Annotated in this window: 22 protein-coding genes; 13 read left to right on the forward strand and 9 right to left on the reverse strand. The window is 73.3% G+C overall.

The genetic code is table 11. From position 1 onward, the window contains the following. Nucleotides 1-10 precede the first annotated feature (10 nt). Nucleotides 11-886: a helix-turn-helix transcriptional regulator gene (locus tag CIK06_RS05945; RefSeq protein WP_232534042.1), complete on the reverse strand. Its 876-nt coding sequence runs from the start codon at nt 884-886 to the stop codon at nt 11-13. Between the two features lie 213 nt (nt 887-1,099). On the opposite strand from CIK06_RS05945, the gene CIK06_RS30640 reads away from it, so the two are divergent. The 4 genes from CIK06_RS30640 to CIK06_RS05965 all read left to right on the forward strand — a co-directional run bounded on the left by CIK06_RS30640 (nt 1,100) and on the right by CIK06_RS05965 (nt 4,449). Next, nucleotides 1,100-1,453 carry a hypothetical protein gene (locus CIK06_RS30640; protein ID WP_232534043.1) on the forward strand — a complete coding sequence of 118 codons (354 nt, stop codon included), beginning with the start codon at nt 1,100-1,102 and terminating at the stop codon, nt 1,451-1,453. A 160-nt stretch (nt 1,454-1,613) separates the two neighbouring features. Continuing rightward, nucleotides 1,614-2,864 carry a hypothetical protein gene (locus tag CIK06_RS05955; RefSeq protein WP_157756624.1) on the forward strand — a complete coding sequence of 417 codons (1,251 nt, stop codon included), beginning with the start codon at nt 1,614-1,616 and terminating at the stop codon, nt 2,862-2,864. Between the two features lie 296 nt (nt 2,865-3,160). Then, the gene (locus tag CIK06_RS05960) at nt 3,161-3,421 is read left to right on the forward strand and encodes a hypothetical protein (protein ID WP_095563975.1); all 261 of its coding nucleotides are present in this window, start codon (nt 3,161-3,163) and stop codon (nt 3,419-3,421) included. Continuing rightward, nucleotides 3,418-4,449: a hypothetical protein gene (locus CIK06_RS05965; RefSeq protein ID WP_095563976.1), complete on the forward strand. Its 1,032-nt coding sequence runs from the start codon at nt 3,418-3,420 to the stop codon at nt 4,447-4,449. The genes CIK06_RS05960 and CIK06_RS05965 overlap by 4 nt, the downstream gene beginning before the upstream one ends. Nucleotides 4,450-4,670: 221 nt before the next feature. Here the strand turns inward: CIK06_RS05965 and CIK06_RS05970 are convergent, their stop codons facing one another. Further along, complete coding sequence (locus CIK06_RS05970) at nt 4,671-5,318, reverse strand: peptidoglycan recognition family protein (protein ID WP_095567604.1); 648 nt, start codon at nt 5,316-5,318, stop codon at nt 4,671-4,673. Between the two features lie 307 nt (nt 5,319-5,625). Between CIK06_RS05970 and CIK06_RS05975 the strand changes: the two genes are divergently transcribed. The 4 genes from CIK06_RS05975 to CIK06_RS05990 all read left to right on the forward strand — a co-directional run bounded on the left by CIK06_RS05975 (nt 5,626) and on the right by CIK06_RS05990 (nt 9,372). Further along, the gene (locus tag CIK06_RS05975; protein ID WP_095563977.1) at nt 5,626-7,068 is read left to right on the forward strand and encodes a cellulose binding domain-containing protein; all 1,443 of its coding nucleotides are present in this window, start codon (nt 5,626-5,628) and stop codon (nt 7,066-7,068) included. A gap of 270 nt (nt 7,069-7,338) precedes the next feature. Beyond that, the gene (locus CIK06_RS05980) at nt 7,339-7,743 is read left to right on the forward strand and encodes a hypothetical protein (RefSeq protein WP_095563978.1); all 405 of its coding nucleotides are present in this window, start codon (nt 7,339-7,341) and stop codon (nt 7,741-7,743) included. A gap of 363 nt (nt 7,744-8,106) precedes the next feature. Then, nucleotides 8,107-8,499, forward strand: coding sequence for a cupin domain-containing protein (locus CIK06_RS05985; protein WP_095563979.1), 393 nt, complete (start codon nt 8,107-8,109; stop codon nt 8,497-8,499). Between the two features lie 78 nt (nt 8,500-8,577). After that, on the forward strand, nt 8,578-9,372 hold the full coding sequence (locus CIK06_RS05990; protein WP_232534044.1) for an aldo/keto reductase: 795 nt from the start codon (nt 8,578-8,580) through the stop codon (nt 9,370-9,372). 16 nt (nt 9,373-9,388) lie between these two features. Here the strand turns inward: CIK06_RS05990 and CIK06_RS05995 are convergent, their stop codons facing one another. Both CIK06_RS05995 and CIK06_RS06000 read right to left on the reverse strand, forming a co-directional pair. Beyond that, complete coding sequence (locus CIK06_RS05995) at nt 9,389-10,276, reverse strand: helix-turn-helix transcriptional regulator (protein ID WP_095563981.1); 888 nt, start codon at nt 10,274-10,276, stop codon at nt 9,389-9,391. Nucleotides 10,277-10,468: 192 nt separating this feature from the next. After that, on the reverse strand, nt 10,469-11,638 hold the full coding sequence (locus CIK06_RS06000; RefSeq protein ID WP_095563982.1) for a cellulose binding domain-containing protein: 1,170 nt from the start codon (nt 11,636-11,638) through the stop codon (nt 10,469-10,471). 298 nt (nt 11,639-11,936) lie between these two features. Between CIK06_RS06000 and CIK06_RS06005 the strand changes: the two genes are divergently transcribed. After that, entirely contained in the window at nt 11,937-13,043 is a 1,107-nt protein-coding gene (locus CIK06_RS06005; protein WP_095563983.1) for an FAD-dependent monooxygenase, read from the forward strand. 181 nt (nt 13,044-13,224) lie between these two features. Further along, a complete protein-coding gene (gene ctaD, locus CIK06_RS06010; protein WP_095563984.1) occupies nt 13,225-14,973 on the forward strand; it encodes a cytochrome c oxidase subunit I in 1,749 nt (582 codons plus the stop codon). Nucleotides 14,974-14,988: 15 nt separating this feature from the next. Here the strand turns inward: ctaD and CIK06_RS06015 are convergent, their stop codons facing one another. From CIK06_RS06015 to CIK06_RS06030, 4 genes are all read right to left on the reverse strand, one after another. Beyond that, nucleotides 14,989-16,215 carry an MFS transporter gene (locus tag CIK06_RS06015; RefSeq protein ID WP_095563985.1) on the reverse strand — a complete coding sequence of 409 codons (1,227 nt, stop codon included), beginning with the start codon at nt 16,213-16,215 and terminating at the stop codon, nt 14,989-14,991. A gap of 106 nt (nt 16,216-16,321) precedes the next feature. Then, nucleotides 16,322-16,903, reverse strand: coding sequence for an isochorismatase family protein (locus CIK06_RS06020; protein WP_095563986.1), 582 nt, complete (start codon nt 16,901-16,903; stop codon nt 16,322-16,324). Further along, entirely contained in the window at nt 16,900-18,150 is a 1,251-nt protein-coding gene (locus tag CIK06_RS06025) for a nicotinate phosphoribosyltransferase (protein ID WP_232534254.1), read from the reverse strand. Before CIK06_RS06025 ends, CIK06_RS06020 begins: the two co-directional genes overlap by 4 nt. A 155-nt stretch (nt 18,151-18,305) precedes the next feature. Next, nucleotides 18,306-20,990 carry a LuxR C-terminal-related transcriptional regulator gene (locus CIK06_RS06030; RefSeq protein ID WP_095563988.1) on the reverse strand — a complete coding sequence of 895 codons (2,685 nt, stop codon included), beginning with the start codon at nt 20,988-20,990 and terminating at the stop codon, nt 18,306-18,308. 353 nt (nt 20,991-21,343) lie between these two features. On the opposite strand from CIK06_RS06030, the gene CIK06_RS06035 reads away from it, so the two are divergent. The 3 genes from CIK06_RS06035 (at nt 21,344) to CIK06_RS06045 (ending at nt 23,611) form a co-directional block, all read left to right on the forward strand. After that, complete coding sequence (locus tag CIK06_RS06035; RefSeq protein ID WP_157756625.1) at nt 21,344-22,744, forward strand: hypothetical protein; 1,401 nt, start codon at nt 21,344-21,346, stop codon at nt 22,742-22,744. 79 nt (nt 22,745-22,823) lie between these two features. Then, nucleotides 22,824-23,114: an ATP-dependent Clp protease adapter ClpS gene (clpS, locus tag CIK06_RS06040; protein WP_095567605.1), complete on the forward strand. Its 291-nt coding sequence runs from the start codon at nt 22,824-22,826 to the stop codon at nt 23,112-23,114. A 2-nt stretch (nt 23,115-23,116) separates the two neighbouring features. Continuing rightward, nucleotides 23,117-23,611, forward strand: a complete 495-nt coding sequence (locus CIK06_RS06045) for a DUF2017 domain-containing protein (RefSeq protein ID WP_198348278.1) — start codon at nt 23,117-23,119, stop codon at nt 23,609-23,611. Between the two features lie 95 nt (nt 23,612-23,706). Here the strand turns inward: CIK06_RS06045 and CIK06_RS06050 are convergent, their stop codons facing one another. Further along, complete coding sequence (locus CIK06_RS06050; protein ID WP_232534045.1) at nt 23,707-24,390, reverse strand: aldo/keto reductase; 684 nt, start codon at nt 24,388-24,390, stop codon at nt 23,707-23,709. Between the last annotated feature and the right edge of the window lie 12 nt (nt 24,391-24,402).

The raw sequence follows: 24,402 nt of genomic DNA on the forward strand, positions 1-24,402 counted from the left end.
CAATCCCTCTCTATCCGGCCAGGTCCCTGGCCATCTCGCGGAGCCGGTCCCGGGTCTGGCGGGTCGCCAGCGCGGCGGCCGCGAGCTGCTCGAACGCCGCGGAGTACGCGGAGACCTGGGTGGGGCCCTCCAGGTACAACGCGCCGGCCAGGGTGTCGACGTACACCAGCCGGGACTCGGCCGGATCGGGGTACGGCTCGGGCAGCGGCGGGAAGTCGAGCATCACGAAGCTGCCGTCGAAACCGGTGCCGGCGGAGAAGGGCAGCAACTGGATCCGGATGCGGGGTCGGCTGGACTCCCGGACCAGCCGGTCGAGCTGTTCCCGCATCACCTGCGGGCCGCCCACGAGCCGGCGCACGGCGCCCTCGTCGAGGATGACCCGCAGCGTGGGATGGTCCTCCGCGGCCAGCACGGCCTGCCGCTCGATGCGCAGCGCGACCTGCCGCTCGATCTCCTCCTCGGGTACCGGTACCGGCGCTCCCCTGATGGCGGCCCGCGCGTAGCCCTCGGTCTGCAGCAGCCCCGGCACGGTCTGGCACTGGTACGAGCGGATGGCCGACGCCTCGGACTCCATCCCGAGGTACGTGACGAACCAGTCCGGCAGCACGTTGCTGTACTGCTGCCACCAACCGCGCTGCCGCGCCTGCCGGGCCACCGCGACCACGGCCTCGGCCTGGCTCTCGTCGACGCCGTAGAGCGCGAGCAGCGCGCGGACGTCGTTGGGGTGCGGGCGGACCTCGGCCGTTTCGATCCGGGACAGCCAGCTCGTGTCGTGCTCCACCGCCCGGGCCGCCTCCGCGGCGCTCAGCCCGGCTCGTTCGCGCAGTTGGCGCAGCGTCAGGGCGAGCCTGCGGCGCTTGACCGTCGGGCTCTGGCGGGGGGCCACGGATAGATCTTCCCCGTTGCGGACCCGCCTGCCTAGTGATCGGCGCGTTTCTTGGAAAGACGAGTGGTAAGAAGACGAATTGCCTTGCACTAATCCGCATATTGCGGATCGCATCTCGCTGTGCAACCGTGTGTTCACGGGGTGTGGTGGTGGCCCGATCTGGCGGCCCTGTCACCACGCCTCCTTTTTCATGCCGACCGCGGAGGTAGCGACATGACCACACCGGCACCGGGCGACTGTGTGCTGATCGGCGCGGCGGCGTCGGTCCAGTTCGCCGGAGAGCGGGCGCTGGTCTTCCGGGTGGTGAGCGTGAGCGGGACGCCGACGTACCACGGCTGGGGCTGGCTCACCGGCTACGTGCTGGACGAGCGCGGGGTGGCCAGGGAGAAGCGCGAGGTGTACGTGCACCTGGCCGGGCTGCGCGGGATCGACGCCCCCGTCGCACCGGGCGCGCCGGTCACCCCGGCCGTGCCGGCCCGCCCGGTCGAGCCCGGTGCCCGGCCGGTGGCCGCCGGCGTACCGGAGCACCGCGGTGACCGTACCCTCGTGGCGGCCGGGCGGCCCTGAGCGGCCACGGCGGACCCTGAGCGGCCGGGCGGCCACTGCGGCCCTGAGGGCCGGTGACCCGGTTCGACCGGCCGGCCGTGGCGGCCGCCTCGGCGGCGCGGACCGGCGGTCGGCCCGGTGCCCGGTTGTCGACCGGCGGGACCCGCGGACAATGGGTTCGATGGAGCCCGGACAGCACCCCGCGCAGCCGCAGGCCCCGGTCTCCGACCGCGTCCCGGTCTCGGACGGTGTGACGGTCTCCGGCGACGCGACGGCCGCCGACGACCGGCGGCCGGACGTCCTGGAGCACGGCCCGGCGCGGGCCGACCGGTGGCGTCGCCGCCGGCCCGCTCTGCTGGCCCTGGCGCTCGCCGTCCTGGTCGCGCTGGCCGTGCTGGTACGCCTCGAACGCCGCGACCCGGGCCGGTCCGCCGAACCGGTACCGACGGGCACGCCGCCGGCGACGGCCTCGACCGGCCGGACCACGCCGCCCGTGCCGTCCGGGCCGGTCGGTGGCCCTCCGACGGTGACCGACCTCGGGCACCCGCTGTTCGACGGTGCCGGCTGGGAACTGTTCGGCCGCAGCGGCTCGACCGTGGTGCGGGTCGAACCCGCCCGTGGCCGGTTGACCGTCACCACCGCACCGGCGCTGGACAGCAGCGGTCCGGTCGCGTTCCTGATCGGACCGGACCGGGCCGTCATCCGGCCGCTGGACCGCGTTCCCGGGTACGGCGTCGAGGACGGCCGGGCCGCGCGACCGCTGGCCTCGGCGCTCAGCGGGGGAGGCGTGGTGCTGCCCGGACCCGGGGCCGACACCGTCTGGGTGTCCGCGCAGGACCGGTTCGACCTGGTCGGCATCGACGGCCAGCCGCGGGACATCGGGCTGGCGATGCCGTCCACGGCGGAGCGGGTCGAGCCGGACGGCGCCGGCTATCCGCGCTTCCGGGCCGAGGGCGGCAGCTACACGGTGCGTCCGGACGGCATCCACCGGCTGACCACCGGGACGGTGCTGGCGGCCGGCCCGACCCGGTTGCTGGTGCGCGAATGCGACGAGCGGTACCGCTGCGCCACCCTGGTGGTGGAGCGCGCCACCGGTGCCCGACGCCAGCTTCCGCTGCGGCTGCCCGGCGGCGAGCGGTCGGCCGGGGTGGTCTCGCCGGACGGGGACCGGGTCGCCCTGCTGCCGGCGGGAACCCCGTTGACCCCGGCCGTGCACCTGGTGGACCTGGCCAGCGGCCACAGCCGGCGGATCGACGTACCGGTGGACCCGGACGTGGTCCAGGCCGGCCGGGTCGCCTGGTCACCGGACGGGCGGTGGCTGTTCGTCGAGTCCACCGACGGCGGGCTGTACGCGGTGGACGCGGCCACCGGTCGGGCCGACGCGGTGGACATCGGCCTGCCCAGGCTCGATCAGCTCGCCATCCGCGGCTGACCCGCGCCGGCTCACCGCGGCCGGGCTGTTCCGGTTCCCTTCCGACCGGTAAGGACCGTTTGAGCGGCTTCCATGCAACATTTCGGCCCGCTTTCGTGCAACATCGGCCTGTTGGGGCGAAATACCGGTCGTAAATGGCCCGTTACTCGTTGAAACCCAGGTCGCCGGCACCCAAGCTTGGTTCCGAACGGCGCGACCGGTCGCCGGCGATCCACCGGTCACCACCATTCCGGACCAGAATCCCTGCGCGAAAGGGTGATGCTGCCGTGCGCCCACATTGCCGCAACGAGCACCCGATGCCCCCACGTTCCGCCCGCTGGGTGGCGCACGTGCCATTCACGGCCGCCGACCTTCCCGCCGCCCGGCACTTCGCCGGTACGCTGGCCCGCTCCCTCGGTTTCCTCGCCGAGGTCGACCCGGGGGAGACCACCGTGTCCGCCGAGGACGCCCAGGGCGTCCGGCACCGGGTCTTCTGCGATCGGCGGCTGGCCGGCGGGCACCGCTGCGCCCGCCGGGTCGACCACCCCGGTCCGTGCACGGCGGAGGTGGCCGGATGACCCGCACGATCCCGGTGATCCCCTGTCCGTCCTGCGCCGCCGACCCGGCTCCCGGCGTCGGGGCCGGATCCTGCCCGCCCTGCGGCGGGCGCGGCCGGCGGCGGGCACAACTGGTGCTGACGGTCGCCAACGCCGACACCGGCGCGGTCCGCTCGCTGAGCGTGGAACCCGGCGACCTGGCCGCCCGGCCCGACCCCGCAGGCGGCTGGCGGGTGGACCTCACCGACCGGATCCAGGAGCTGGCCGGCGCGGTCGGGGTCGCCGGCACACCCGACGAACTGGTCCTGCACCTGCCGGCGGGCTGGCGGCCGGACCTGCCCGCGGCGCGGCGGTACGGCGGCGCGGCGCGGGCCATCGCCGAGTGCTGGCGGGAGCCGTGGCGGGTGGCGATCGGCCGCTCGGCCGCGCTGGTCCGGGACCCGGCGCGCCGGCTCGGGAGGATCGGGCAGCTCGCCGGTCCGCCCGGCGTACCGGCGGGCGGGCCGAACCCCCTCTCGCCGGCGGCGTTCGTCCGGCTGGCCCGCGGTCTCGACCTGGCGCTGGTCGTCACGATCCGGGACGGCGTGCCGGTACCGGCCCCGGTCGGCGCGCCGGGCGGGTTGCGCCCTCGGGTGGCCTGGCCCCCGGGCCGCGGCCCCGGGGGCGCGGTGCTGCGCTGGCCCGACGGTCCCCGGTGGCAGCTGCGGCTGCTCCCGCTGGCCGCGCCGGTCCCGGCCGACGAGTTCCCGGCCGATCCGAGCGCCGCGGCGGCCGCCGGGGCACTTGTCGAGCAGTTGGACATCGCGCTGGCCGATGCCGTACCGGCGGATCCGGAGGTCGCGATCCCGGCCCCGCGGGCCGAACCGGCGGCGTTGCCCGACGACCCGGTGCCGGACCTCGCCCGGCTCGCCGCGCGGCACTCCGGTCGGGCGGTCACCGTCCGCTTCACCCGGACCGGGTGCGAGCTGTACCTGCCGGCCGTCAGCCGGGTCCGGTGGCTGGCCCGGGCCGACGATCTTCCGAGCCTGGTCATCACCGACCTGGGATAGCGGCGGTCCGCCCGGCGGCGAAAATCCGCACATCACCTCATATTGACGGATCACCGGCTGTTGTCTTGGCGGCCGCTGCGGCGCTGTCTAGCCTGGCCTCGCAGCACCACGGTCCAGCCATCACCGGACGCGAGCCCCGGCCACCGACCCCGCGCCTCGCGTACCGCCCGCGGCGCCGCGTGACATCCGGTCACGCGGCGCCGCAACGTTTCGGCCGCGCCTCAGCCGATCGCGGCGGCCACCGCCGAGCGCAGTTCGGGCAGCCGCTCGTGGAGCAGGCCGGGGCACTGGGTGTTGTTGAAGTCCATGTGCCCGTAGATCTCGGTCGCCGGGATGGCGTACTGCTGGCAGGTGAAGGCGCAGAACAGCACCAGGCTGTTCCAGAGCGCGACGGGCGGCTGCACGTCCAGGTAGATGCCGTCGTTCTCGATGCCGATGGCCTGGTTGTTCTGCCCGACGCAGTGCGCGCCCTGCACCATGGTCTGACCGTGCAGCAACGCGTACAGGCTGCCGTGCCGGCCCTCGGTGAGGTAGCCACCCCGGCTGTTCGTGAAGTGCTGGCCGGAGTCGAGCCAGCCGTTGGTGTCCATGTGCAGGTTCTGGATGTCGCGGGAGTTGGCGTACGCCTGCGCCTGGCTGTAGTCGGTGGAGTTCGGGAACGCGGTGTGGTGGATGATGATCTTGTTGGGCCTGTTGTTCAGCACCGTGACCGCGGTGGACGGCGGCCGGGCGCCCCAGGTGGCGCAGTTGGCGATGGTCGGCTGGTTGACGGTGGCCAGGGCCGGCCGGGCGGCGAGTGGTACCGCCGCCGCGCCGGTCAGCAGCGCGGCACCGCGCAGGAGCGAGCGGCGGGGGATCGGGACGGACATGGTGACCTCCGGGGGTACGGGGACCGGCGGCGGGTCGCCCCCCGCGGTCACGGTCGGGGCGCCGTCATGGTCGAGCGTCACCGGCGCCGGCGGCGCTGGAAACTTCTTCCAGATCGATTGAACATTCTGAAGGTTCTTGACGCAAGATGGAGTTTCAACGCCATCGATCGGTCGAGCGGCGCCGCGTGCCGTTGACACCGCCACGCGCCGGGTGATGACATAGGCGGGCGCGGATGGGCCGGGAAAGTGGTTTCGGGCGCCACTGTCGATCCCGATCGGTTTCATCCTGCCTGGAAAGGGCCTCAGCATGTCCGCCTTTCCCTCCTCGGCGCAGCGCGTGGGGGCGAATCCCGTCCGCCCGTCCGCCGTCCGCCGCCCGGCCTTCTTCCTGGCCGCGCTGATCCTGCTGGCCGCCGTCGCACTGTTGGCCGTGCAACTTCCCGCCCGCGGTGCCTCGGTACCGGAACCCACTCCCGGCGCGCCGGTGACCGGCAACGCCACCCACTTCGACGGACTCGGGGCGCCGTACGGCGGCTGCGGGCTTCCGCAGTCCGTGCTCGACAGCCAGGACTTCGTCGCACTGAACGTCTACAACCTGCCCGGCGACTACTCGTCGTTCCCCACCAGGCCGCTGCCGGCCTCCCAGGCGGACAAGATCGGTCTGTGGGACAACGGGCGCAACTGCGGCCGGTACGTCCAGGTCAGCATCGGTGACTACTGCACCGGGACCAACGACGGCGCACCCAACCAGGCGTTCTGCCGCAACGGGTCCTGGGTGGCCGACGCGTACAACGGGGCGAGCCTGACCATGCTGGTGGCCGACAGTTGCGGCGACGGGAACGCCTGGTGCCGCGACGACCCGTACCACCTGGACCTCTCCACCCCGTCGCTGAACCGGTTCGTCAAGAACGGGGCGCCGGTCGGCGACATGAACCCGACGCACTGGAACAACCGGCACGTCTCGTGGAACTTCGTGCCGGCGCCCAACTACAGCGGAGACATCAACATCGGGTTCCTCCAGGGTGCCCAGGTGTACTGGCCGGCGATCTCGGTGTCCCACCTGGCCAACGGCATTCACGGGGTGGAGTACCTGACCGGCGGAACCTGGCAGGCCGCGCAGATGAACTCCGACATGGGACAGTCGTTCATCATCGGCGCCACCACCTCGGGCGGCACGGACTTCCGGATCCGGGTGCGGGACGTCAACGACAGCCTGATCAACAATGGCCGGGAGTACCGGTTCACGCTGCCCGCCTCCTGCGGCAGCCAGTGCTCGACCGCGTACACCGGGATCAGCTACACCACGTCGGACGGCACCGGCCCGACGGCGAGCCCCACGGTCACGGCCAGCCCGACCGCGAGCCCGACGCCGACGGCCAGCCCGACCCCCACGGCGAGCCCGACCGCGAGCCCGACGCCGACGGCCAGCCCGACCCCCACGGGGCCGGCGGGGAACTGCACGGTCAGCTACCAGATCGTCAGCGCCTGGGCCGGCGGCTTCCAGGTCCAGGTGACGGTGTCGAACAACGGTACGGTGGCCAGCACCGGTTGGACCAGCACGGTGACCTTCGCCGGCGGGCAGCAGATGGTCAGCTCGTGGAACGCGACCGTGACCCAGTCCGGGCAGAGTCTGGTGGCGGACAACGTCGGCTGGAACGGCGCGATCCCGGCCGGTGGCCAGACGAGTTGGGGCATGGTGGTCAACGGCGCGGCATCCCCGCCGACGAGCACCGGCTGCACGCTGCGGTAGCCGCGGGTTCCCCCGGTCGGTGTCCAGTTCGACCGGTACGGCGGTCCGGCCGCGACTGCGACCGGGCCGCCGGCCCACGTCCGGGCGGACACAAGATGAGAATTGTTCTGTTCGCCGGCCATGTCCATGATTGGACAGGTGTTCGACCTGGGCTCCGATGCCCGTCGCCGTTACTCTCGGTAGTGCAACAAGCGCACTTTCACCAGATCGGCGATGTCGGCGTCACCCTTCGTAGTACGGATCGGCAACGGTCCGGGCAAGGAGCAGCCCATGTCCGAATCCCGCAAGGAACACGTCACGCAACAGCCCGAGGCCGCACCCGGCGAGGTCGAGGAGGCCGCTCGTACCCTCGTCCCGGCGACCAGCGCCGGCATGCCACCGACCGCCCAGGCTTTCTGGGCCGTCGTCAACTCCGACGGCACGCTCGCTCGGGGGTTCGGCGCCGTGGCCACGTCCCGGCTCGCCCTCGGCCAGTACCAGGTGACCTTCAGCCACGACGTGTCCCGGTCCGGGTTCGTGGCCGCGCAGGGCTTCACCGGCAGCCTCGGCGTACCGGCCGACGGCACGGCCGTCGTGGTCGGCCGGGCCGGAGTTCCCGCGGCGGTCTTCGTGGCCACCTACAACTCGGCCGGGGCGCTCAGCGACCGGGCCTTCCACCTCGCCATCCTCGCCTGACCCGCCAATAGCAGGGCCTCCGCGACCCGCAGCCTCGCGGAGGCCCGCCCATGTCCGGCTGGTGATGTCCGGGCAGCCGCGTCCGGCAACGATTTCCGGGGCGCACGGCGCCGCTCCCACGGGGGGAGCGGGCACCGCGCTCCGGCCGTCTCCCATCGACGCAGCCATTCCGGCGGTACGCCGACGGGGACCTGGCTCGGCCGGTACGGGACCAGCCGTTCCGGCCTTGGCCGGTGGAATCCCCCCGGAAACGGGGGGATAAACCTGACGGACCGCACCCGGGCATGCCGACCTCCCCTCCGACCGGCCGGCGCGTCCGGCGCGGTGGGTGGCATCGGTGCGCCGCGGGGTATGAAGGGACGCATGGAGCACTACACGATCGCCACCACCGCGGAGAGCAGCCCCGACTTCCGTCGCGTGCTGTGGACCGGCCGGCACACCCAACTCGTCGTCATGACCATTCCGCCCGGCGGCGAGATCGGCGAGGAGGTGCACGAGGACACCGACCAGATCCTCAGCTTCGTCAGCGGCACCGCCGAGGCGCGCGTCGACGGCGAGACCCGGGCGGTGGCGGCCGGTGACCTGGTGGTGGTCCCCGCCGGCCGCCGGCACAACTTCGTCAACACCGGCCCCAACCCGCTGGTGCTCTACACCGTCTACGGCCCGCCCGAGCACGCCGACCAGGCGGTGCACCACACCCGGGAGGAGGCCGACGCCCTGGAGGCCGCCGGTCGGGACGAACCGCCCACCTCCTGACCCCCGTGACCGCCGCCGGCCGGGCGACGCGCCCGGCCGGGTTGGCATGCGGTGGGGTCGCTCGGGTAGGAAGGCGGAATGACGAGACCTGCGGGACAACCCATCGCCGACCTGCCAAAGAACGTGTCCATGCCGCTGATCGGCTTCGGCACCTGGCAGGTCACCGGGCAGACCGGCTACGAGGCCATCCGTGCGGCGCTGGACGCCGGCTACCGGCACCTGGACACCGCCACCATGTACGGGAACGAGACGGAGGTCGGCCGCGCGGTCCGGGACAGCGGCGTCCCCCGGGAGGATGTCTTCATCACCACCAAGCTGCCGGCGCAGCAGGCCGGCAACGAGCGGAGGACGCTGGATGCCAGCCTGGCGGCGCTGGACTGCGACTACGTCGACCTCTGGCTGATCCACTGGCCGCCCGGCGGCGAGGCGGGCGTGGACACCTGGCGGGAACTCCTGGCGGCCCGCGACGCGGGTCGGGCCAGGGCCGTGGGGGTCAGCAACTACAGCACCGCCCAGCTCGACGAGCTGATCGAGGCGACCGGCGAGGCGCCGGCGGTCAACCAGATCAAGTGGAGCCCGGCCCTGTACGACGGGCCGCGGGCGGCGGAGCACCGGGACCGCGGGGTGGTGCTGGAGGGCTACAGCGCCTTCAAGAACGTCGACCTGAGCGACCCGGTGCTCGTCCGGATCGCCGGTACGCACGGGGTCACGCCGGCCCAGGTGGTGCTGCGCTGGCACGTCGACCACGGCTTCGTCGCGATCCCCAAGTCGGTCACGCCGGAACGGATCAGGTCCAACCTGGATGTCTTCGGCTTCTCGCTGTCCGAGGCGGAACTCGCCGAGATCGACGGCCTCAGCGGCGGCCGGGGTTGACCGGCGGCCGTAGCCGTCACTCGTAGGACTTGGCGGCGTCGGCCAGCAGCGCCCGGGAGTCGGCCTCGTCCAGCACCGCGCCGCGCAGGCCGGCCCAGGCGTTGTCGTACGCCTCCACGTCGGCCGTTTTGTCCAGGTAGGACGCTGCGGTCAGGCCCTCGTGGTAGACGGTCGGCGGTTCGGCCTCGCCGCTGTCCCGCGGGGTGAAGGTGAGGATCGTGAAGGTGCCGCCGGCCGCCACCGCCGGGTGCAGTCCGGCGTCCAGCGGCATGATCCGCACCGTTGCCGTGCGGCGCTCGGTGAGGGCCAGGATGTGATGCAGTTGGGCGGCCATCGCCGCGCGGTCCCGCAGCGACCGGCGCAGCACCGACTCGTTGAGCACGACCTCCAGTTTCGGCGGCGGCGGGGTGCGCCGGGACAGCGTGGCCTGCCGGTGCCCGGTCACCGCCACCATCCGCCGGACGGCCTCGTCGGGCAGTGCCGGCTGGGTGACCCGCAGCGCCTCCTCGGCGTACGCCTCGGTGCGCAGCAGCCCCGGCACCACCTCGGGGGCGTACGTGCGCAGCCGGCTGGCCGCGGCCTCCAGCCCGACGTACAGCTCGAACCAGCCGGGGATGACGTCGGCGTACGCGTGCCACCAACCTCGGGTGCGGGTCTGTTTGGCCAGGGTCATCAGCTCGTCGGTCACCGTCCTGGGTGCCGCGTACACCCGGCACATGGCCTCCACGTCGAGCGAGCGCATCGAGACCATGCCGCCCTCGATGCGCCACAGTTTGGGGGTCGACCACTCCAGCGCGTCGGCGGCTGCCTTGACGGTGATGCCGGCGTCCTCGCGTAGCTGCCGTAGCCGACGGCCCAACTGGCGACGCGGCACGGTCGAGCCGGCATCCGTGACCGTCGGCATCTCGCCACCCCCGAAAAGTGAGTAATCAGTTGCTCTCGCTATGTAACCGCACTTCGCGTCAACGATCAATGGATGGGTGCATCGATAATTGTCCACAGTAAAATTCGGGCCCTACCTCTTGCGGCAGACACGACGCCGGCCGGCCCCCCGAGATGGGGGCCGGCCGGCGTCGCGGGCGGCGTGCCGGGCTGTTCAGCCCTGGGTGCAGGCCGTGCCGTTGAGGGCGAAGCCGCTCGGTGCCGAGTAGCCGCCGCTGAGCGTGCCCTGGTAGCCGAAGCTGGCCGAGCCGCCGGGCGGGATGGTGCCGTTGTAGCCGACGTTGCGGGCGGTCACCGCCGATCCGCTCTGGCTGACGGTGGCGTTCCAGGCGTTGCTGACCTGCTGGCCCGCCGGCAGGTTGTAGGTGAGCGTCCAGCCGTTGACGGCACTGGACCCGGTGTTCGCGATCGTCACGTCCGCGGTGAAGCCGCCGCTCCAGGTGTTGGCCGTGTAGGTGACCCGGCAGGCGCCGCCGGTGGACGGCGGTGCGGTGGTCGGTGGCGCGGTGGTGGGCGGTGCGGTGGTCGGTGGCGCGGTGGTGGGCGGCGTGGTGGTCGGCGGCGTGCCGCCGTTGACCGTGGCCGAGAAGCCGCTCACGCCCAGCCCGGCGCCGCCCTGCCAGGGCTCGAACCCGGCCTGGATGCTGGTCAGGTACCAGCTGTTGGTGATGGCGCCGCGGTTGCGCACGTCGGCCAGGAAGTCCAGGACGCTGAAGGTGAGGCTGCTGATCGCCGACGGCGCGACGTACGAGATGACGTTGTTGGCGCCGTTGCTGCCGCGCCACACCTCCCAGCTGCGTCCGGCGATGTTGGCGTTGCCCACCACGGAGCCGATCGGCTGGATCGGACCCTGGCGGTTGAACCAGATCATCACCTCCATCTGGTTCACCCCGTCCCGCTTGGGACTCGGGTCCAGCCAGATGTCGTACGCGGCGTCGTAGACCGCCCCGCTCACGTACGTGTAGTTGATGCTGCTGGTCGCGCTGCCGATGCTGCCCAACTGCATCGGCAGCGGGGAGCCGGGCGAGCAGTTGGTGTAGTGGCAGCCCAGGTAGATGGAGGGGTACGACACCGGCGCGCCGTTGGTGGCGGCCGAACCCTGCTGGGTGGTGATGGTGAAGCCGGAGTCGGTGGCGTTGATGCACTGCTGGGCCGAGGTGCCCCAGCGGTTGTTCTGTACGACGTACCGGCCGGCGGCGGTGGTCGTGCCGTACTGGTCGCAGATCTGGGTGTCGGCGGCGGCCGGGTTGGCGGCCACGACCACGACCAGCCCGCCCGCGGCGAGCAGGCCGGCGGCGAGGATGGTCCGGATAGGGCGTCTCATGATGCTCCTGGTGTATGGTCTCGGGCGCCGGGAGCGCTCCCACGGGCTTTTCATAGATTTACATGGATGAAAAGTTGCCGCAACCGGAGCGGCGGAGGCCCGGTATCCGAACGGCCGGCGGGCCACCCCGCGGAGCCCCGGCCGACCCGCCTGGCGACCGGGCTGGCCTGGCCGAACGCCGCCCCGCGGACCGGGCCGGGCGGCCGGGTGGATCCAATCGGCGCTATCGCGCGACGGTCGCATACAGTAGCCTTCTGCCTTCGACGAGTATCGACACTCGCGAAAGGCGTCGCCTGCGATGATCCAGTCCACCCTGCGCGTTCTCGTCGTCGGAGCGGGTATAGCCGGGCTGGCGGCGGCCCGAGCGTTGCGGCTGGCCGGCTTCCGGCCCGAGGTGGTCGAGCGGCTGCCGGCGCCGATGCCCAGCGTGGAGGGCATCTTCCTGCCCGGGAACGCGGACCGGGCGCTGCGGCACCTGGAACTGGACGGGCCGCTGCGCCGGCTGGGTCAGGTCATCGAGCGGCAGCGGTTCCTCGACGTCTCCGGGCGGCAGCTCTGCGAGGTCGACCTGGGCGGCCTGTGGGCCGGCGTCGGCGACTGCCGGGCGCTGTCCCGTTCGGACCTGCACGAGGTGCTGCTCGACGGCGCCGGCGGGCCGGTCCGGCACGGCGTCGAGGTGTACGAGGTACGCCCGGGCCGGTACGGCGTCAGCGTGGTCTTCGCCGACGGCGCCGAGGAGACGTACGACCTGGTGGTGGGCGCGGACGGGCCGCGCTCGGCGGTGCGGACGCTGGCCGCGCTCGGCGGCCCGCCCCGGCTGGCCGGCCAGGTGGCCTACCGCGGGGTGGTCGACGGCGGCCCGGAGGTGCGCGACTGGGTCGCCGTGCTGGGCCAGCGGGCCGGCTTCCTCGTGATGCCGATGGGCGGCGGCCGGCTCTACTGCTACGCCGACGAGTCCGGCACCGAGGTGCCGGCCGACCCGCTGGCCCGGCTGCGGGAGCTGTTCGCCGGGTACGGCGGCCCGGTGCCGGGCGTGCTGGACGCGCTCCGCGACGTGCGGGTCGCGCCGACCGACGAACTCGACCTGGGCCGCTGGTCGCACGGCCGGGTGGTGCTGGTGGGCGACGCCGCGCACGCCACGGCGCCGACGCTGTCCCAGGGTGCGGCCATGGCCGTGGAGGACGCCGTCGTGCTGGCCGCCGCGCTGCGGGCCGGCGAGAGTGTCGAGGAGGCGCTGCGCGCGTACGAGGTCCGGCGACGGCCGCGGGCGAAGTGGGTCCGCGACCGGACCCACGACCGGGACCGGACCCGCAACGTGCCGCCGGCCCTGCGCGACCCGGTGCTGCGCGGCCGGGGCGGCCGGATCTTCCAGCAGCATTACCGGCTCCTGCTGGAACCGGCCTGACGCGGCCCCCGGTCACCGGCCACCCACCCGGCGGAACGGGGCCGCACCTGGAGGACTATTCTCGCTGCGAGGTACGCCCAGTAAGTCCCGGGGGTGCTACGCCGACCAGATCCACGGGCGTGCCAAGCCCCGCAGGTCCCCGGGCGTGCCGAGCGGGACGAACGAGAACCGGAGGCCACTCGTGACCACCGTCGCACCGAAGCCGATCGTGACCCGGCCGTGGCCGGTCCGGCAGCAGGTCAGAGGATCTGCCCTCACGCGGCTGCTGCGCACGACGGACGCGAAGCAGATCGGGATCATGTACATGGTCACCGCCTTCGCGTTCTTCATGATCGGCGGGTTCATGGCGCTGCTGATGCGCGCCGAGTTGGCCCGGCCGGGGCTGCAGTTCCTCTCGGCGGAGCAGTACAACCAGCTCTTCACCATGCACGGCACGATCATGCTGCTGTTCTTCGCGACGCCGATCGTGTTCGCCTTCGCCAACTTCGTCACGCCGTTGCAGATCGGCGCGCCGGACGTGTCGTTCCCGCGGCTGAACAGCTTCGCCTACTGGCTGTACCTGTTCGGCGGCACCATGACGGTCTCCGGCTTCCTCACCCCCGGTGGCGCGGCGGACTTCGGCTGGTTCGCCTACACCCCGCTCAGCGACGCGATGAACTCGCCCGGCGTGGGCGCGAACATGTGGGTCGTCGGTCTGGCGATCTCCGGTCTGGGCACCATCCTCGGCGCGGTCAACATGATCACCACGATCCTGACCCTGCGGGCGCCGGGCATGACGATGTTCCGGATGCCGATCTTCACCTGGAACATCCTGATCACCAGCCTCCTGGTGATCATGGTCTTCCCGCTGCTGGCCGCCGCGCTGTTCGCGCTGGCCGCCGACCGCATCCTGGGCGCGCACGTGTACGACCCGGCCACCGGCGGCCCGCTGCTGTGGCAGCACCTGTTCTGGTTCTTCGGCCACCCCGAGGTCTACATCGTGGCGCTGCCGTTCTTCGGCATCATCACCGAGATCCTTCCGGTCTTCTCCCGCAAGCCGGTCTTCGGCTACAAGGGCCTGGTGGGTGCGACCATCGCGATCGCGGCGCTGTCGATGAGCGTCTGGGCGCACCACATGTTCGCCACCGGCCAGGTGCTGCTGCCGTTCTTCAGCTTCCTCAGCTACCTGATCGCGGTGCCCACCGGGATGAAGTTCTTCAACTGGATCGGCACCATGTGGCGCGGGCAGCTCAGCTTCGAGACCCCGATGCTCTGGGCGGTCGGCTTCCTCACCACGTTCCTGTTCGGCGGCCTCACCGGCGTGCTGCTGGCCAGCCCGCCGGTGGACTTCCACGTCTCCGACACGTACTTCGTGGTGGCGCACTTCCACTACGTGCTGTTCGGCACGATCGTCTTCGCGGTGTTCGCCGGCATCTACTTCTGGTTCCCGAAGATGTTCGGCCGGATGCTGGACGAGCGACTCGGCAAGATCCACTTCTGGCTGACCTTCATCGGTTTCCACACCACCTTCCTCGTGCAGCACTGGCTCGGCACCGAGGGCATGCCCCGGCGGTACGCCGACTATCTGCCCGGCGACGGGTTCACCACGCTCAACATGATCTCCACGATCGGCTCGTTCATCATCGGCGTCTCGACCCTGCCGTTCATCTACAACTGCTGGAAGTCGTACAAGACCGGCCCGGTGGTGGACGTGATGGACCCGTGGGGCCACGGCAACTCGCTGGAGTGGGCGACCAGCTGCCCGCCGCCGCTGCGCAACTTCGACCGGATGCCGCGGATCCGCTCCGAGCGCCCCGCGTTCGACCTGAAGTTCCCGGAACTGGCCGCCGGGCAGCAGTCGCTGGCCGGTCCGCCGGAGGGCGGCGCGCGGCCACTCACCCGGGAGGCCAACGGCGGCGCCAGCTACGCGGAGAGCCCGCACAACCGGTAACGGCCGCCACCAGGCTCAGCTGGGCGCCGGACTCGTCGATCGGGACCGGCGCCCGCCGTCGTCGACCGGGTGGTCCCGGGCCGACCCGGCGCCGCTCCACAGCCGGGTGGCCAGCACCGCGGCCAGCCCGACCGCGCCGGTCGCGGCGAAGCCCCAGACCGGCGCCGAGGCGTCGATCACGGCACCGGCCAGCGGGGCGCCGAGCGCGACGCCGACCGTGATGGCCGAGCCGTGCAGCCCCATCGCCTCACCGCGCACCGCGGGCGGCGCCATCCGGCTGACCGCGTCCGCCGTGGCCGCCATGGTCGGCGCGCAGAGCACCCCGGCCGGGAAGAGCGCCAGGCACAGCAGCCACCAGTGACCGCCGCCGAGCCCGACCGGGATGGTGAGCAGGCAGAGCAGGGCCGACAGCAGCAGCGGTGGCATGGAACGCCGCGCGGCGCCGTACGCGAAGCCGCCCAGCAGCGAGAACACCGCCCACAGGGCCAGCACGGCGCCGGTCCAGCCGACCTGGCCGGCGGCCCGCAGCACCGCCACCACCGAGACGTCGGTGCCGCCGAGCACCAGCGTGGCCGCCGCGCTCACCAGCAGCACCGCGGCCAGCCGGCTGGTGAACCAGTCCCGGCGACCGATCCGCACCGGGCCGTCGGTCGGCTCGTCCGCGGTCCGGACCGGCGGGTTGAGGACCAGCATCGCCACGCCGGCGGCGACCGCGCCGGAGCCGACCGCGAGCATCCCCACCCGGGCCGAGGCCGCGGTGGCCAGCAGCACGGCGAGGGCCGGGCCGATCATGAAGGACAGCTCGACCGACATCGAGTCCAGCGCGTACGCCTGCCGGCGGTGCGGCACCGGGGCGAGCGCGGCGAGGGACTGCCGGACCACCGAGAACACCGGCAGCCCGAACAGCCCGCCGAAGACGGCGGCGACCAGCAGCACCGGGTACGGCGCGAGGGACGCGGTGGACCAGAACAGCGCCTCGGCCGTGGTGCAGAGCAACAGGACCGGGCGCAGCCCGTGCCGGTCCACCAGCCGGCCCAGCAGCGGCGCGCCCAGCGCGGCGCCCACGGTCAGGGCCGCCGCCACCAGGCCGGCCGCCGCGTACCCCCGACGCAGGTCGAAGACCACGTGCAGGGTGAGCGTCACGCCGGCGGCCGTCATCGGCATCCGGGCCAGGATCGCCACGAGCAGCAGCGGCCGGACGCCGGGCAGGGCGAGCACGGCGCGGTACGGAGCGAGAATCATGGGCTGTCGTTACCTCCGCAGCCATCATCGCTGCTGGCACCGACAGCGGGGCACCGGTTTCGCCCAGATCACATCCGGTGCCGCCCGGGGGCCGCGGGAGGCCGGCTCAGCCGGCGTCCACCACCGGGGTCCCGTCCAGGGCCACCCCGGCGGCGGCGAGTTCGACCAGCGCCGCCCGGGTGGTGTCCGCCGCCACCCCGGCGGTCAGGTCCAGCAGCACCGTGGTGGCGAAGCCGGCCCGCGTCGCGTCCAGCGCCGTGGCCCGCACGCAGTGGTCGGTGGCGATGCCGACCACGTCCACGGCGTCCACGTCGTGCCGGCGCAGCCACCGGTCCAGCGGCTCGCCCTCCGCGGTGTGCCCCTCGAACCCGGAGTACGCGGCCGCGTACTCGCCCTTGTGGAACACCGCCTCGATGCGCCCGGTGTCCAGTTCGGGGTGGAAGTCCGAGCCCGGCGTGCCGACCACGCAGTGCCGGGGCCAGGAGGTGCGGTAGTCCGGCGGATCGCCGAAGTGGTCGCCCGGGTCGATGTGGTAGTCCTTGGTCGCCACCACGTGCGCCCAGCGCTCCACCGGGGCACCCAGCAGCCGGGAGACGGCGGCCGCCACGGCGGCGCCGCCGGACACCGGCAGCGACCCCCCGGCACAGAAGTCGTTCTGTACGTCGACGATGACCAGCGCCCGGCTCATCGGCCCACTCCCTCCGCGGGTACGACGGTGACCGGGATGGCCGGATCACCGGAAGACAGCTTCAACCCCTCCCAGGGGATCGAGATCAGGCCCTGCCGCAGGTGCTCCCGGGCGGCCGCCAGGTCGACGCCCGCCACCGGATCGCCGGCGACCACGTACGACCGTTGCAGCATCCGGTCGCCCGGCCGGTGCTCGGGCACCCCCTGCGAGACGATGATCTCCTCGGTCGCGGTGCCGGTGGGCTTGTGCCGCCGCACGGCGACCTTCCGCCCGCCCACCGTGGCCTTGTTCTCCGACCGCTTGACCACCGGGCGGCCGTCCACCTCGACCAGCTTGTAGACCAGGTGCGCGGTGGGCGCACCGGAGCCGGTCACCACGGAGGTGCCGGCGCCGTAGGAATCCACCGGCTCGGCCGCGAGCGCGGCGATCGAGTGCTCGTCCAGGTCGCCCGAGACGATGATCTTCGTTTCGGCGGCGCCGAGCGAGTCGAGCAGCTCGCGGGACTGCTGGGCGATCACCGCGAGGTCGCCGGAGTCGATCCGGACGGCCCGCAGATCCGGCCCGGCCACCGCGACGGCGTTCCGGATGCCGGCGCTGATGTCGTACGTGTCGACCAGCAGCGTGGTGTCCCGGCCCTGCGCCTTCACCTGGGTCTCGAAGGCGGTCCGCTCGTCGTCGTGCAGCAGCGTGAAGGCGTGCGCCGCGGTGCCGGCGGTGGGTATGCCGTACCGCTGGCCGGCCGCCAGGTTGGACGTGGCGCCGAAACCGGCCAGGTACGCCGCACGGGCGGCGGCCACCGCGGCCTCCTCGTGGGCGCGCCGGGACCCCATCTCGATCAGTGGGCGCCCGCGTGCGGCCGTCACCATCCGGGCCGCCGCCGCGGCCACCGCACAGTCGTGGTTGAGCACCGACAGCACCAGCGTCTCCAGCACCACCGCCTCGGCGAACGTGCCGGAGACGGTGAGGATCGGTGAGCCCGGGAAGAACAGCTCGCCCTCGGCGTACCCGTCGATGTCGCCGGTGAACCGGTAGCCGGCCAGCCATTCCGCGGCCTGCTCGTCCACCACGCCGCGCTCGCGCAGGTACGCCACGTCCGCCTCGTCGAACCGGAAGTCCGCGAGCAGTTCCAGCAGCCGGCCGGTGCCGGCCACCACGCCGTACCGGCGCCCCGCCGGCAGCTTGCGGGCGAACACCTCGAAGACGCAACGCCGGTCGGCCGTCCCGTCGCGCAGGGCGGCGCCGATCATGGTCAGTTCGTAATGATCCGTCAGCAGCGCGGGGCGGGATGCGATCACCCGGCTAGCCTAAACCGGGACCAGGGCGGCCCGATTCGGACGCCGGTCGGACGCCGGTCGGACGCCGGTCGGACGCCGGTCGGACGCCGGCCGGACTCCGCGGCGTCCTAGTCACGACGCCCGACCCGGCCGTCCGGGTCGGGCAGCGCGCGCAGCGCGGCGCCCAGCTCGCTGCGGCCGGTGATGCCGAGCTTGCTGTAGACCCGCTGGAGATGGTTCTCCACCGTCCGGGTCGACAGGTAGAGCTGCTCGGCGATGCCCCGGCTCGGGGTGCCGTCGGCGGCCCGCGTGGCGATCTCCCGCTCCCGCTCGGTGAGCACCGGCTGCCGGCTCCACAGCGCGGGGGTGCGGACCAGGTCGCAGCGCTGCAACAGCTCGCCCAGCCGCAGGTTGGCCGGGTTCGCCGTGCTGCACCGCTCCTCGCGCAGCCGGGCCACGGCGGTGGCGGCGGCCTCCGCCGCGTACAGGTGCAGACCCGCGGCGGCGAACTCGTCGGCGACGGTGAGCAGGCCGGCGCCGGACCGCATGGCGGCGGCGCGGGCGTGCCGGGCCAGCAGCGGCGGAAGCGGACCGTCGACGACCTCGGTCAGCATGGTCAGCCGCCGCATCACCGCCATCCGCGGGCCGTCCGGATCCTCGGGTCCGACCTCAAGGTCGGCGGCGCCGAGCCGGACCAGGTCATGCAGGGCGTGCACCTCGTGCCCGGCGAAACCGTCGGTCCACAGCCGGGTCACGAGCGCCCGCAGCACCCCGATCGCGGCCTCGGTCTCGCCCTGGGCGGTCAGCACCGCGGCCCGGGCCTGCTCCCGCCACGGGTACAGCACCGCCATGTCCGGCATGTGTGCGCTGTCCGACTCGGCCATCGCCTCCACGGCCTGCGGCACGTCGCCGCGCAGGGCCGCCGCCTGCGCCCGTTCGCACTGGGCCAGGCTGGTGTAGGCGGGGCTGTTGCTCAGCACGGCGCAGGCGCCGAGGCTGGTCCGCAGCGCGTCGCCGGTCTGCCCGCGCAGCCGGGCCGCCTGGGCGCGCACGATCGACAGGTAGCCGGTACCCAGCCGGAAGTCCCCGGCGTCGGCGAGGTCGGCGAACTCGTCCGCGGCGATGGCGTCGATGCCCGCGAGGTCGCCGGAGAGCACCAGCCCGGTGCCGCGGGCCAGCTCCAGGGCGAGTTGGAGGTACGGCATGTCCGCCCGCCACTGGCCCGCGTCGGCCGCGACCCCGGCCACCGCGCGGGCGCTCAGCTCGAAGTGACCCTGCGCGGCCTGCACGTGCGCGATGGTGCACCGGGCCAGCCCGCGGGCGGCGACCGTGGCCGCCGGCCGGTCCAGGACCGCCCGGCTGATCCGGACCGCCTCGGTGAAGTCCATCCCGTGCAGTCGCATGATCGCCTCGAAGGCGAGCACCCGGGCCCGGTCGGCCGGATCGGACAGCTCCCCGGCGGCGGCGGCGATGCGCTCCACCGTGGACGCGTCGCGCAGACCCCAGTAGGAGATCATGGCGCGCACGGTGAGCTGGCGTGCCCGGCGCCGATCGGTGGTCACCTCGGCGGCGACCCCGTCGAGCACCTCCAGCGCCTGTTCGGGCTGGTCGCTGAACATCAGGATGGTGGCCAGCAGTTCGGCCGCGTCGTACCCGCCGCCGGCGGACAGCGCGGCCCGGGCCAGCCGCGCGGCAAGCGGCACGTCGTACTGGCCGAACGCCTGACCGGCCGCCGCGATCAGCAGGGAGGGCACCTGCGCGGTGCCGGAGTCCAGCCGCCACACCGCGACCCGCAACAGGTCGTCCCGGCGGCGGGCGCCGGCCTGCTCGATCAGGTCGGCCAGGTGCGCCTTCAGCCGCCGGGTCCGGGTCACCGGGCAGCGCTGCCGGACCACCTCGCCGTACAGCGGATGCGCGAGCCGCACGTCGGAGCGCCGGTCGTGCTGCATGACGGTGATCAGCGCCCGTTCCTCGGCGAGTTCCACGTCCCGAGGATCGGTGGCCCGGTTGAGCAGTTCCAGCCCGATGGGCTCGCCGAGGGCCACGAACTCGACCACCGCCTGCACCCCGAGTTCGAGCTGCCCGATGCGCGCGTCGATCAGGTCGTTGAGGCTGGGCGCCAGCTCCAGCCGGCCGGTCCAGCGCCACACCCCGTAGGTCTGGGACATCTCGTTGCCGGCCTGCGCGGCGATCACGAGTTCCCGCAGCAGCAGGGCGTTGCCGGCGGAGAGCCGGTGCAACCGGTCGGTGGAGACGTCGTCGACGGGGCCGGCGAGGATCGCCGACAGCAGCGCCCGGGTGTCCGCGGGGGTGAACGGGGCCAGCTCGGCGTACTCCACCAGGTCGTCCGTCCACAGTGCACGGATCGGCAGCGGCACCTGCTCGCCGTTGCGCAACGTGCCGAGCACCGTCGCGTCATCGGAGCGGGCGATCAGGTAGACAAGCGCGGCGGAGGACGGGTCGAGCAGGTGGGCGTCGTCGATGGCCAGCACGATCGGGCGGCCGGCGGCCTGCTGGTGCAGCGCGTCGACCGCCCAGCGCAGGATTCCGGCCGGCGACAGGCCGGGCGGTTGGTCGGTGGGCAGCACCTGGGCCAACCCGCCGAAGGGGAGACCGGCGGTGGCGATGTTCGCCGAGGCGGACCAGACCGCGTACTTGTCGGTCGGCAGCGCCGCGACCCCCTCGCGCAGCAGCCGGCTCTTGCCGATGCCGGCCGTCCCGCTGAAGAAGATGCCCCGTCCGGTGCCGCCGCTCGCGGCGACGATCAGGCGGTTGAGTTCGGCTGCCCGGCCAACGAAGCTCCATGGTCCCACCAGGTCAGCATATCGATGAAAATTCCACCGCGTGCTCGTCCGGTTACGGAGAAGTTGAGTATCCCCACAGTAGTCGCTGAGTAGCCGGACTGCTCGTGGCTCCCGTGCCTGCCCACATACGGTTCGAATGTCGGGCGCCGCACCCGGGGTCGGCCCCGGCGGTGGTTCGGGTCCGCGGTCGGTCGCCCGGCCCGGGTGCGGCGGCTCGCTCCCGGCCGACGGCTTGCGCACAGGAGGCGAACGTGAGGTCGAGTCAGCTCGGTACGTCGCGTGGCAGGGACACCGCCGCGCTGCCGACGCCACGCCGGCCCGACGGTGCTCCACTCCGGATCCGCGCCAAGGCGGTTGAGGCCGTGCCTGACGAATCCATCGCTGTGATACTCGCCGGTCCGGCCGGAGACCTCCGGGAGGCGCTGGTCACCGCCCTGGTCGGCGAGGTGCCGGCCGCCCCGGCGCCGGGCGTCGGGTTCCTCGTGGTCAGCCACGGCTCGGACGCGGGCACCGCCGCGCACATCCCGGGCTACCGGCAGCCGCACGCGTACACGGACGGCTCCGGCGGCGGACCGGTGCCGGCCCGCCCACCGCGCCGGGTGACCGCGACGCTGCCGGACCCGCTGCTGCGGCACTTCCAGGTGGTCGACACCCCGGACACCGACCGGCTCGGTGTGGCCGGTAAGCGCATCGTGCTGGACGCGGCCCGGCGCGGCGGCGCGCTGCTGTTCGTGCTTCCGGTCGCCGCCCGGCTGGTCCGGTCGGACCTGGACCTGCTGGCCGGGGCGGCCGACGCGGGCTGCACGGTCTTCTTCGCGGTGCTGCCCGAGACCTCCGGCTGGGCGCCGCCCAGCCACCGGGCCGGTGCCAGCTCGGGCGGCGACCCGGTGGCGGCCGCGGAGCGGCGCCTGCGGGCGGCCGTGGAGGCCCAGGTTCCGGCGCTCGCCGAGTGCCCGTGGTTCGGGGTGGATCCGCTCACCGGCGACGTCGCCTACCTGCGCCGGGCGCTGATCGAGTGGGCCGGTCGGGAGGGGCTGGCCCGCGTCGGCCGGAACCTGCCGCCGATTTCGGTAGCCTCCCGGGCCGTGCCGGTCGCCCCGGAGGGCTACGAGTCGGGTTGGTCGGACCAGCTGGACCGCAGCCTGCGCACCGGGGCGCACCGGCTCCGGCAGCGACTCGCCATCGAGCTGGCCAACATCCACCTGCGCTGCGTGCAGGAGGTCATCTTCGGCGTCGGCCCGGCCGGACTGCCGGAGGTGCTGGACCGCGAACTGGAGGCGTTGTCGCTCGCCGCGGTGCGGGGCGGGGACGAGACCGTCGCGGCGGCGCTGGACGAGGCGGCCGGCACGGTCTTCGGCGAGGCCCCGGACGAGGGCGTGCGGAGGCGGATCGTCGCCGCCGTACGGCGGGGCTTCGCCGACGACCGCGCGGCCCGGGATCTGGACCGGGTGCTGCTGGTCACCAGCACCGGCGGGGTGGCCGTGGTCACCGGCGCCGGGGCGGTGGCCGCGCTGGCCGCCTTCCCGGGCACCGAGTCCGGCCCGCTGCCGTCGATCGGGGTGGCGCTCTCCGGGGGCTGCTACCAGCTGTGGCGCAACCCGGGCAACGCCGACCCGGGCCGGGCACGGTCCTGGCTGCAACGCGCGCTCCGGGAGATCGAGGTGGAGTTGGGGCGGGAGGTGGCCCGGCGGTTCGAGGCGGTCCGGCTGTCGCTGACCGCGGTGCTGGCCGACGCCGTGGACCACGGCATCCTGCTCGCCTGACGTGCTGGCCGGACCCGCCCGGCGCCGGGCTGGCGCTCCGCCTCCGCGCAGCCGCGGTCGCGGTGGCACCATGGGGGACATGGCGGCTCCACAGGTTGCCCCGGTCGAGACGCCGGGCACGGACGATCTACCGGCCCCGGACCGGCCCTGGGTGACGATCGTCTGGGATGATCCGGTCAACCTGATGTCCTACGTCACGTGGGTCCTGCAGAAGCTGTTCGGCTACAGCCACGAGAAGGCCGAGAAGCTGATGCTGGACGTCCACCACAAGGGCAGGGCCATCGTCTCCAGCGGCGCCCGCGAACGGATGGAGTACGACGCGGCCCAACTGCACTCGTACGGGCTGTGGGCCACGGTGGACCGGTCGTGAGCATGTTCCGGCGCCGGGAGGGCCAGTACGTCGCCACCTTCGCCCCGGACGAGGCCAAGGTGCTGCGCAAGGTGGCCGGTGAGGTGGTGGGGCTGCTCACCGACGGCTTCGACCACGGGGACCCGGTGGTCGGCCGGCTGTTCCCGGCGGCCTACCCGGAGGACCCGGGCGACACCGAGGAGTTCCGCCGGTACACCGAGGGCGACCTGAAGACCGGGAAGATCGACCAGGCGGGCGCGATTCTCGCGGCCCTGCCGCCGGACGGCGCCGGGGACGTCTGCCTGGACGCCGAGGCCGCCGAGGCGTGGCTGCGGGCGCTCAACGACGCCCGGTTGGCCATGGGGGTACGGCTGGAGATCACCGACGGCACCGACCTGGGCGCCGAACTGGACCGGGCGCTGCTGGCGGACCCGAACTCGTCCCGGGTCTTCCAGCTGTCGGTCTACGCCTACCTCGGCTATCTCCAGGAGTCCCTGCTCAACGCGCTGCTCGACTAGGACCACCTTCACAACGACCGGCCCCGGGCCGGCCGTCCTGTGGTTCCCGCCGCGCGGCGGGAACCACAGGACGGCCGGCTGGTCGTGCGGGTCGCTCAGGCGGCGTCGAGCGCCGCGTACTCGTCGCCGGAGAGGGTCAGGTCGGCGGCGGCGGCCGAATCCTGGATGGTTTCCGGGCGGCTGCTCCCGGGGATCGGGATCACCCGCGGCGACTTGGCGAGCATCCAGGCCAGGCACACCTGCTGCGGGCTCACGCCGTGCTCCCTGGCCACCTCGCCGAAGGCGGCCAGCCGGCCGCCCAGCTCGGTCGCGCGGGCGCTGCCGCCAAACGGCGACCAGGGCAGGAACGCGAGATCGAGGTCGTCGCAGAGCGCCAGCTCGGGCTCGGAGCCGCGGAAGGCGGGGGAGAACTGGTTCTGCACCGAGACCAGCCGGTCGCCGAGGATGTCCCGGGCCTGGCGGATCTGGTCCGGGTTCGCGTTGGAGATGCCGGCCATCCGTACCTTGCCGGCGTCCACCAGGTCACGGACGGCGCCGATGGAGTCGGCGTACGGGACGTCGGGGTCGGGCCGGTGGAACTGGTACAGCCCGATGGCCTCCACGCCGAGGCGCTTGAGCGAGGCCTCGCATGCCTCCCGCAGGTGTGCCGGCGAGCCGTCGACGGTCCAGCTTCCGTCGCCGGGGCGCAGGTGGCCGCCCTTGGTGGCGACCAGCACGCCGGTGGTGTCCCCGCCGTAGCTGGCCAGCCCCCGGGCGATCAGGGACTCGTTGTGACCCACCTCGCCGGCGTG

Source organism: Plantactinospora sp. KBS50, assembly GCF_002285795.1.
Lineage (GTDB): Bacteria > Actinomycetota > Actinomycetes > Mycobacteriales > Micromonosporaceae > KBS50.

Coding starts and splice junctions, on each gene's coding strand:
- CIK06_RS30640 (WP_232534043.1), top strand. CDS start 1,100: ATGACCACACCGGCACCGGGCGACTGTGTGCTGATCGGCGCGGCGGCG.
- CIK06_RS05955 (WP_157756624.1), top strand. CDS start 1,614: ATGGAGCCCGGACAGCACCCCGCGCAGCCGCAGGCCCCGGTCTCCGAC.
- CIK06_RS05960 (WP_095563975.1), top strand. CDS start 3,161: ATGCCCCCACGTTCCGCCCGCTGGGTGGCGCACGTGCCATTCACGGCC.
- CIK06_RS05965 (WP_095563976.1), top strand. CDS start 3,418: ATGACCCGCACGATCCCGGTGATCCCCTGTCCGTCCTGCGCCGCCGAC.
- CIK06_RS05970 (WP_095567604.1), bottom strand. CDS start 5,318: ATGTCCGTCCCGATCCCCCGCCGCTCGCTCCTGCGCGGTGCCGCGCTG.
- CIK06_RS05975 (WP_095563977.1), top strand. CDS start 5,626: ATGTCCGCCTTTCCCTCCTCGGCGCAGCGCGTGGGGGCGAATCCCGTC.
- CIK06_RS05980 (WP_095563978.1), top strand. CDS start 7,339: ATGTCCGAATCCCGCAAGGAACACGTCACGCAACAGCCCGAGGCCGCA.
- CIK06_RS05985 (WP_095563979.1), top strand. CDS start 8,107: ATGGAGCACTACACGATCGCCACCACCGCGGAGAGCAGCCCCGACTTC.
- CIK06_RS05990 (WP_232534044.1), top strand. CDS start 8,578: ATGACGAGACCTGCGGGACAACCCATCGCCGACCTGCCAAAGAACGTG.
- CIK06_RS05995 (WP_095563981.1), bottom strand. CDS start 10,276: ATGCCGACGGTCACGGATGCCGGCTCGACCGTGCCGCGTCGCCAGTTG.
- CIK06_RS06000 (WP_095563982.1), bottom strand. CDS start 11,638: ATGAGACGCCCTATCCGGACCATCCTCGCCGCCGGCCTGCTCGCCGCG.
- CIK06_RS06005 (WP_095563983.1), top strand. CDS start 11,937: ATGATCCAGTCCACCCTGCGCGTTCTCGTCGTCGGAGCGGGTATAGCC.
- CIK06_RS06015 (WP_095563985.1), bottom strand. CDS start 16,215: ATGATTCTCGCTCCGTACCGCGCCGTGCTCGCCCTGCCCGGCGTCCGG.
- CIK06_RS06020 (WP_095563986.1), bottom strand. CDS start 16,903: ATGAGCCGGGCGCTGGTCATCGTCGACGTACAGAACGACTTCTGTGCC.
- CIK06_RS06025 (WP_232534254.1), bottom strand. CDS start 18,150: ATGATCGGCGCCGCCCTGCGCGACGGGACGGCCGACCGGCGTTGCGTC.
- clpS (WP_095567605.1), top strand. CDS start 22,824: ATGGCGGCTCCACAGGTTGCCCCGGTCGAGACGCCGGGCACGGACGAT.
- CIK06_RS06045 (WP_198348278.1), top strand. CDS start 23,117: ATGTTCCGGCGCCGGGAGGGCCAGTACGTCGCCACCTTCGCCCCGGAC.